Source organism: Bacillota bacterium, assembly GCA_040754675.1.
Classification (GTDB): domain Bacteria; phylum Bacillota; class Limnochordia; order Limnochordales; family Geochordaceae; genus Geochorda.
Genome location: JBFMCJ010000404.1, coordinates 1 through 3,755, shown reverse-complemented (window position 1 = coordinate 3,755; position 3,755 = coordinate 1). Strand labels below are relative to the sequence as shown.

The window sequence follows — 3,755 nt, the reverse complement described above, 5'->3', positions numbered from 1 at the left end:
GACACTGGCTGCCTACGCCCTCTTCGGGGGCGCGGACCTGGGTGGCGGTATCTGGGACCTGTTGGCCCGGGGCCCGCGTCGGGAAGCCCAGCGCCAGGCCATTGCGCGGGCAATGGGGCCCGTGTGGGAGGCCAACCACGTCTGGCTCATCTTTGGGCTGGTGCTGCTGTTCACCGCGTTCCCGAGGGCGTTCGGGGCCCTCAGCGTAGGGCTGTTCGTGCCCCTGCACCTTGTGTTGTTGGGCATCGTGCTCAGAGGGGCAGCCTTTGCGTTTCGCACCGCGGCCAGAACGGCCCGGGCCAGGCAGGCCTGGGGCGCCGCGTTCGGTGGCGCAAGCGCGCTCGCCGCGTTTTTCCTGGGGATGAGCCTGGCCGCGGCGTCGGGGGGCGCCGTCCGGGCGCCCGCTGACGGACACGTGATCGCCCTGCCTTTTCTGCAATGGGCCGCCCGGCCGCTTTCGGTAGGCATGGGAGCGCTGGCTGTCGCGCTGTCGGCGTATCTGGCAGCCGTCTACATGACGGTCGAGACGCGCGGGGCGCTTCAAGAGGACTTCCGCAAGCGGGCGCTGTCGAGCGGAGCAGCGGTGGTGGCGCTTTCCGGCGTGCTGTTGCCCATCCTGCGTCAGGACGCCCGTCACCTGGGGGAGGGACTCGTCGAGCGCGGCCTGTGGTCGGTGCTCGTACCGGTCGGGTTGCTGGCAGTGACTGCGGGCCTGGCCGTGTGGCACCGCCGGTACCGGCTCGGGCGGGTGCTCGCCGCAGGCCACGTGCTGGTGCTCCTGGGCAGCTGGGGTGTTGCCCATTGGCCGTATCTCATCTACCCTGACCTGACCCTCGCTGAAAGTGCCGCACCGGCCGCCACGCTCAAGGTGGTGCTGCAGGCCGTCCCGGTGGGCCTGGCGCTGCTGGTTCCTTCGCTGTGGCTGTTGTTTGCCATGTTCAAGCGAGGCAGCACGTCACAGTAAATCTTAGTGCTGCGGCAGCTTGGGCATAAACGCCTTCGTAGGCTCGTGCCGGGGCTCGCTGAAGAAGCGGCCGGGCGGCGCCTCCCCTTGCGCACGCCGTTCGAGCGCGCCGGGCTGAAGGCCGGCGTGGCGGACATTGGCTTCGAGGCGGCCGACGGCGACACGGACAGCCTGCCGCTGCACAAGGCCCTGGCGCCGACGACGCTGCTTGCGTGGGAGAGGAACGGGGAACCGCTCCCGCCAGACCACGGTCACGCCGTCCGGATTATCGTGCCGGGCATCTACAGCATGAAAAACGTAAAATGGCTCGCGGCCACTGAGGCCGTGACGTACGACCACAGGGCCACCGGGAGCGACGGGGCTGGAGGGGCGACCGCAGCGGGCACTGCCTTCGCCGGAGGCCGTGGGATTTTCGCTATCGCCGCCGTGCAGGACGCTACGCGGCGTCGGGCCCTTCCGGACACGGGGCCACCGGCTATCACCGGATCCCTCTCCTGTGGAGAGGGTGAGGGCGCTATAATGGGGTGTCCCACACTGGGCCAGGGGGGCTTGGTTGCGTGGTACTCACTACGGGGTTGTACTGGGCCACTGTCATCGCGGCGGCGTATCTTCTGGGCTCGATACCGGTGGGCTACCTCGTGTCCCGACGCCTGGGTGGGCTCGACATCCGGCGCTACGGCAGCGGTAACGTGGGAGCCACCAATGTGACGCGCGTGCTGGGCTCGAGGTTGGGAGCACTCGTACTCGCAGGCGACGTGGCCAAGGGAGCCCTGGCGACCTGGATCGGGCTGCGCCTGGTCGGCCTGGAGGGTGCCGTAGCAGGCGGGTTGCTGGCGGTGGTCGGGCACGCCTGGCCGGTCTTCCTGCGGTTTTCCGGAGGTAAGAGCGTGGCCACCGGCCTGGGTGCGCTGGCGGTGCTGTCTGCTCCGGTCGCCGCGGCGGCCGTCATCACCTGGGCCGTGGTGGTGCTGGCGACCCGCTACGTGTCCCTTGCTTCCGTGGTCAGTGCCTCAACCGCCCCGGTGTGGCTGTGGCTGGCGTTTCATGACTGGCCGGTGGTGGGCGGCGGTATCCTGATGACCCTGACCGTGGTCTTCCGCCACCACTCCAACGTGCGCCGCCTGCTCGCGGGCAGCGAGCACAGGGCCTATTAGGGTTCGGCAGGAAGGCTCTCCCACCCCGGCCACCGGCTGCTTCGACGGCGCACGCACCCGGTACCTGGCCGCCAACGTCGTCTGGGCCGATACGGAAAAGCCCATCCTTTCGCCATACGCCATCCGCTGGGTGCAGGGCGTCCCGGTCGGGGTCATCGGGGTGGTCACCTCGGAGACCCCGAGCATTGTCTCGGCCGGCGGAGTTCAGGGCCTGAAGTTTCTCGACGAAATCCAGGCCGTCAACCACTACGTAAGCGAGCTGAAGCAGCAGGGCGTCGAAACCATCGTGGTGCTGATGCACAACGGCGGGGACGGAGACCGCCAGGGTAAGGTCACCGGAGCCGTCGTGCCCCTGGTTCACGCCATGGACGACGAGGTGGACGTGGTCCTGACGGGCCACTCCCACCGGTGCTATCAGGGGCTCGTCGGCACCAAGCTGGTGGCCCAGGCGTGCTCCAACGGCATTGCCTTCGCCGATGTCGACCTGATGATTGACCGCGCCTTCAAAGAGGTGATTGCGAAAAAGGCCGAGATCGTGGACGCCATCCCTGAGGCCCCCGGCATTGCCCCGGATCCGACGGTTCAGGCCATGGTTCGCCGGTTCGCCGAACAGGTCGCACCCCTGGTCAACCGCGTAGTGGCCACTGCCGCGGAACGCATCGCCCGCGAGCAAAACGAAGCGGGCGAGTCAGCTCTTGGCAACCTCATCGCGGACGCCCAGCGGTGGAAGACCGGCGCCCGGATCGCGTTCATGAACCCCGGCGGTATCCGGGCCGACCTCGACGCCGGAGAGGTCACGTGGGGCGAACTCTACACCGTCCAGCCGTTCAACAACTACCTCGTCACGATGACCCTGACTGGCAGCCAGATTGAACGGCTCCTCGAGCAGCAGTGGGTCAACCAACCGTTCCCCAGGATGCTGCAGATATCGGGGCTTCGCTATGCGTGGCACTCGGACAGGGCGGTAGGGGACCGCGTGGATCCAACCGAGATCTTCCTCGAAGACGGGACGCCCGTCGAGCCGGAGGGGCGCTACAGGGTCGTCGTCAACAGCTTCCTGGCGGACGGCGGCGACAACTTCACGGTGCTGCGGGAGGGCACCGACCGGATGGTCGGGCCCGTCGACCTGGACGCCCTGGTGGAATACCTCCAGCAGCTATCGCGGCCGGTGAGCGCCCGGATTCTGGGACGGATCCAGCGCCAGCCGTAGAGTATCGGCGAACCCGCCCCGATCGAGCGGCGCCGATTTCGCTGCGCCGGTTTCACCGCTGCCGGTCGGCAGGAGCCGGGCCCTCACCGGTCACGATGGGGCAGCACGCCGAATTCTTCCGGGCGAAGGCCTGGCAAAAGCGGCCCAGCCATCGAGCAGGCGCTGGCGCAGCACCTGGGCTGGCAGGTCTGCCGGCACGAGGAGTAGGGGTGGCTCGAAGGGCCGCTCCTCCTTCGCCCTCGGGCAGCTGACGTGCGCGTTTGGCCGGCAGGGTCCGCGCGACCCAGATTGCCCCGGCAGCGGCAACTGTGGTAAGTTAACGGCAGACAACGAGAAACGAGCCAGGTGGCCACAAGGGGTGCCCTCCGGTGCGGCGCACGCCATCGCTGTTTGGTCAGCGAGGTAGCGACCGGGCCTGAGGGCTGAG

General features: G+C 68.3%; 4 protein-coding genes. All 4 read left to right on the top strand.

The genetic code is table 11. The annotated features are described in order from the left end of the window. Positions 1-4 precede the first annotated feature (4 nt). The 4 genes from AB1609_17865 to AB1609_17850 all read left to right on the top strand — a co-directional run bounded on the left by AB1609_17865 (position 5) and on the right by AB1609_17850 (position 3,328). The gene (locus AB1609_17865) at positions 5-964 is read left to right on the top strand and encodes a cytochrome d ubiquinol oxidase subunit II (GenBank protein MEW6048313.1); all 960 of its coding nucleotides are present in this window, start codon (positions 5-7) and stop codon (positions 962-964) included. A 6-nt stretch (positions 965-970) separates the two neighbouring features. Continuing rightward, positions 971-1,672 (top strand): molybdopterin-dependent oxidoreductase, encoded by a 702-nt coding sequence (locus tag AB1609_17860; protein MEW6048312.1) that lies wholly within the window; start codon positions 971-973, stop codon positions 1,670-1,672. Next, positions 1,558-2,118, top strand: a complete 561-nt coding sequence (gene plsY, locus AB1609_17855) for a glycerol-3-phosphate 1-O-acyltransferase PlsY (protein ID MEW6048311.1) — start codon at positions 1,558-1,560, stop codon at positions 2,116-2,118. The genes AB1609_17860 and plsY overlap by 115 nt, the downstream gene beginning before the upstream one ends. Before the next feature lie 130 nt (positions 2,119-2,248). Next, positions 2,249-3,328 (top strand): 5'-nucleotidase C-terminal domain-containing protein, encoded by a 1,080-nt coding sequence (locus tag AB1609_17850; protein ID MEW6048310.1) that lies wholly within the window; start codon positions 2,249-2,251, stop codon positions 3,326-3,328. The last annotated feature ends 427 nt before the right edge of the window (positions 3,329-3,755 follow it).